This window comes from Paenibacillus sp. 01L418 (assembly GCF_056400045.1).
In genome coordinates, this window is the sequence record NZ_JBFTSN010000442.1 from 1 (window position 1) to 5,067 (window position 5,067).

Annotated in this window: 3 protein-coding genes; all 3 read left to right on the forward strand. The window is 44.6% G+C overall.

The window, feature by feature from the left end; translation table 11 throughout:
• On the forward strand, nt 1-1,230 hold a 1,230-nt coding region (locus tag AC1DSE_RS29845; protein WP_477528664.1), incomplete at its 5' end, for an AraC family transcriptional regulator.
• A 99-nt stretch (nt 1,231-1,329) separates the two neighbouring features.
• The gene (locus AC1DSE_RS29850; protein ID WP_477528665.1) at nt 1,330-3,555 is read left to right on the forward strand and encodes an FAD-dependent oxidoreductase; all 2,226 of its coding nucleotides are present in this window, start codon (nt 1,330-1,332) and stop codon (nt 3,553-3,555) included.
• Nucleotides 3,556-3,562: 7 nt separating this feature from the next.
• The gene (locus AC1DSE_RS29855; RefSeq protein ID WP_477511133.1) at nt 3,563-4,771 is read left to right on the forward strand and encodes an SGNH/GDSL hydrolase family protein; all 1,209 of its coding nucleotides are present in this window, start codon (nt 3,563-3,565) and stop codon (nt 4,769-4,771) included.
• Nucleotides 4,772-5,067 lie beyond the last annotated feature (296 nt).

The following is a 5,067-nucleotide window of genomic DNA, read 5'->3' on the forward strand; positions in this document are numbered from 1 at the left end:
GAAGTGAAGAAAAAAGAAGCGGAATTTCAATCGTTAAACGTATCCGTGCTTGAAAATAAATATAGAGTCCGAAAGCAATTTTTTAACGAACTGATCAGAGGCGAAATTCCTTCCCATCGGGCATCGGATTTTGCCAATCGCATGCAGTTCCATTTCTTTCAAGCCAACTATTGCTGCTTCATTGTTGAAATGAATACGTATGAAAGTTTCCGGAACGAATACTCAGCCGCTGATCAAAACATCTTGAAATATGCGATGACGAATGTAATCGAGGAAACGGTGATGAATGGTGGAAGTGGCGTAGCTGCGGATCTGTCCGATAATCGCTTTATTGGTTTTCTTTCCTGRGAAAATAACCGCAGTGATATGGAAACGGAATATGCTTGCCAATCATTGGGAGGACAGATCGTCTCTCATTTGCAGCAATATTTGAATCAAAGGGTATCCGTCGCTTTTGGAGGTCCGCATCGAGGCTGGGAATCGATCAAACAAGCGTACACGGAAGCTAAAAATGTGAGTGAGGATTTCTATTATCATACAGAGAAAATAGTAAAAACACCCATGCATCGGTTCCCATACCATAATGACAAAAAAGCAGACTTTCAGCAGAAATTAGCTGATTTTCTTATGTGGGTGAAAAGGAAGATTTCCAAGGAAGAGCTGGAGAAAGAACTTGCTGATTTGAACCAATTTGTTTCGGACCATAAAATCCATAAGTCTATCATGGCACCCATGCTTCGAGACTTGTATAGAGACATTACTATAAAGTTTAAATCAGGGAACAAGCTGGCCACAGAAGTAGCAGAATTCCCCATGGAATTTATGGCATTTCAAGAGCAGCTTGCCTATATTGGCGACTTCACATTCGAATATGTCCATGCTGGCCAGCTATTACATCGTGCAGAAATCATGAGTGCTATGCAGTTTATAGAAAAAAATCTGAAACAGCGATTAACGCTGGAGGCTATTGCCGAGGATGTGAATTTAGCTCCGTCGTATTTTAGCAGCTTATTCAAAAAAACAATGAACGAAGGCGTGATTAGCTACATCAACCGTAAAAAAATTCAATTAGCTCTCGAGCTGTTAAATGTTCAGGATTATTCTTTATTGGAATTGTGCGAGGAAGTAGGAATCGTCAATGAAGGTTACTTTTGCAAACTATTTAAAGAATATACGGGTGAGACTCCTAAGCAATACCGGATAAAAATGACACGGTACGAATCCAAATAAGGTTGCAAAAAATGTATGATTTTTTCGCGAAATCATGTAAAAAAAAGGGGACCAAAACAATTACCATGATAGAAGGATCTAATCATGGAGGTTATCAAAATGGAGCTTATAAAAGCAGATGTAACCGTCGTAGGCGGAGGTATTGCTGGAATTTGTGCTGCTATTGCTGCCGCACGCCAAGGGCTGCAGGTTTCACTAATTAATGATCGGCCGGTTCTTGGAGGAAATGCGAGCAGCGAGGTCAGGGTTCATATCAACGGGTCTGCATATCTCGGAAACAGTCCATCCTATTATGCTCGTGAGGGCGGGTTGGTAGAAGAACTCAAGCTGAAGATCTTTCATTATAATCCGTTATACAACAAGAAGCTTATGCTTTCGCTTTCGGATACGGTCTTGCTCGACATGGTTTATGCTGAGCCTAATATTTCTCTATTCCTGAATACATGCGTGCATGAAACGGGGATGGAGAACGGCAGAATTCAATGGGTGGAAGGCCTTCAACTCGCTTCTGAAAGAAAATTTCGTTTTGAAAGCCGAACCTACATCGATTGCTCCGGCGATGGAATTGTTGGTTATCAAGCAGGTGCTCACTTCCGTTGGGGAAGAGAGGCGAAGCATGAATACAAGGAGGATTTGGCTCCTGAAGTGGCGGATCATTACACCATGGGCGATACGATTCTGTTTCAAGCTCGTAACGTAGACTATTCCGTTCCATACAAAAGACCTGGCTTTGCGTATGATATTACGAAGTTGCCATTTTTTGATAGTATTAGAAAAGGCTTAAACCATCGCTCTTTTCCAAGGAAAATCAACGGTCTTGGCGGATTGTGGTGGCTCGAATACGGCGGGCACATGGATATTATTAAGAATAATGAAGACATCGCATTGGAACTGCGTAAATTGGTATACGGGATTTGGGATTATATCAAAAATAGCGGCGAGTTTGATGATGTGGACAATCTCATCCTGGATTATGTATGCCCGATTCCGGGAAAGCGGGAGTCGAGGCGGTTCATAGGGGAGYACATGCTTTCTCAGAACGATCTTACAGCAAAACCTCATTTCGAGGATGCAGTATCTGTCGGAGGCTGGTATATGGATCTGCATGCGAATAAAGGCATCTACGATGAGGGGCCGGCTACAGCGTGGAATTTCGTGCCGGGATTGTATAATATCCCTTTCCGCAGCTTATTTTCACGCAATATTCCTAATCTTATGTTCGCTGGCCGCAATATAAGCGCTACCCACGTGGCTTTCGGGTCTACAAGGGTTATGGCAACCTGCGGTTGTATGGGGCAGGCGGTAGGAACGGCTGCTGCGTTATGCTTAAAATACGAGGCAGACCCCGCGGAAATAGTCACAGCCCATATGGATGAGCTTCAAGCGCAGCTGCTTCGAGACGGGCAAACGATTGTAGGGCTTCAAGAGGAGTTGGATCCTTATTTCGCTGACGGATTAACGATTCATGCCTCGTCTCAGCGAAGCTATGATAATCTTCATTCAACCGAAGAGATTTCCTTGGAGAACGCGTTATGTTTGGTCTTGCCGATTCAGACATCCACGGCTGAAAGCGTACGGATCAAGATTAAAAATAGGTCCGAGCATTCGGAAACTTTGCAAGTGAAGCTGTTTGGCGGGGAGCGGAAGGAAAACTATATTCCTGCCAGCGAGCTGAAAGATTACCGATTAGTTATCGCAGCAGGTCACGATGACTGGATTACGCTGGACCTCAGCTGCAAGAAGCCGGCTGACGACAAAATCTACATCGTACTGGAAGGTGCGGCGAGCCTTGCTGTATATGGAAATGAAGAGAAGTTGACAGGAGCGGTCAGCTTCCATTATAGGCCAGAGGTTCCGTCTAAGCTGAAGAAGCTTAATAAGAGCATTTGCTTCAAAGACCTGGTGCCATCCCAAAATATGTATAGCCCAGAGAATGTCGTCAATGGCTTCTCCAGACCTTATGGTCTGCCGAACGGTTGGATATCTGAACGTACAGAAGGACAGGAATGGTTGGAATTCTGCTTTGCAAGCCCCAAAAATGTGGAGGAAATCCATCTTGTGTTCAATTCACGGCTGGATTTGGAGCATTTCGACGATCCGATCGAGCTCCTTATCCAAGATTATGATGTGACCTTGACCTTAGAAGACGGAACCGAGAGTAAAATCATTATCCGCGGTAATTATCTGACACTGAATAAACATAAGGTGGATGCGAAACGCGTAACCCGAATCCAGATTCATTTCTGCGCAACCTACGGTTCTCCTTACTATGAAGTGTTTGCTGTAAAATGCTTTGCTCCGAAATTAATAAGTGAGGGCAGGTGAAGTCGCGATGAAGGAACTATTCCCTCGAAGAGGGCTGCCTAATGTCATTTCGAAGTTGGAACATGGGGAAACCGTGACAATTGTCTATTTTGGCGGCAGCAATACACGTTCTCAAGGATATAGGGTCATGACGGGAGATTGGCTTCGAGGTAAATATCCCAATTCGGAAATCCGCTCTGTGAACGCAGGCATTGATGGGACAGGATCAGACCTTGGCTGCGCCCGCTTGGAGACGGATGTACTGCGTCATCAGCCTGATCTCGTGTTTGTCGAATTTGTTGGTAACGATGGCGGAGTCCCTGAATCCAAGGCGAGGATCGAAGGAATTGTCCGACAGATCCGCAAGCGAAGCCCGTTTACCGACATTTTGTTCGTTTATACGTTGAAGGAGCGAGATGTGCCCTTATTTCAAGCCGGCGAATACCAGAAGGGGGCTATTATGCAGGAGGAAGTGGCTGATTATTACGGTATTCCTTCCATTCATCTGGGCGTAGCGGTCAGTCAATTGGTTTCCGATGGAAAGCTCATTTTCACCTCAAGGGCAGAACAGTCCAATCCAGGAGCCGTTATTTTTACGCATGATTCGGTCCATCCGACAATTCCCGAAGGGCATCAGATTTATACGAATACGATTACTCGGTCATTTGAGAAAATAAGCGAGCTTCGCGATCATCAGGGAAGATTGGAACATCAATTGCCTCGGAATCCGTTGGTCCCAGCTAATCCTTGGGAGTATGCATCCATGCTGCCGCTGGATAATCTTACTCTTTTTTCGGAAGGATGGTCTTACATGACCCCCGATGATTTTGCGTTAGTGCGAGAGTACAATTGGTTGTTCCCTGGCCTATGGCGAGCTGTCGATCCTGGAGAGGCTATCACGGTGCAATTCGAGGGGACCCATCTCGGGCTATTCGATATCGGGGGGCCTGATTCTGGCCGATTGAAGGTGTCAGTTGATGGTGGGGAACCCTTCCTTATCGATCGATTCACACCCTATAACGATCATAATCGAAATCAATATGTTTTCTTGCCGGAGCTACCGAATGGGAAACATACGGTTCGTTTCGAAGTCGATCACGAGAAGACAGACAAAGCGGCCGTGTTTGAGGCAAGCGGCAATGCAAAAAGTATGGAACATGTTCGGCAGCATCCAGCTTGGTATGATCAAACGGTCATTCAGCTTGGGAAGTTGCTAGTGGTGCAGCCGCCATTATAATAGATTTGTTCACTTGGAAAACCTACATCCTATCTGACTGCAAATGAGCGGTCAATTAGGATGTAGGTTTCTTTTTTTTAGATATAAGAATTTTTGATAGAAGATTTTATATGTTTCACGCGATAAAGTATTCTTCTATTTGTATGAGAAACGGATACCCTACTCTTACATAGGACGGCCAAGCCGTTTCTTATCGCTTAAAATCTTATAAGAAATTGTTAAAATGAAAGAAATTTCATGGTGATGTGACATGCTATGATAAAAACGAAGGAGCTGGATTAGCTGATGGATAAGGC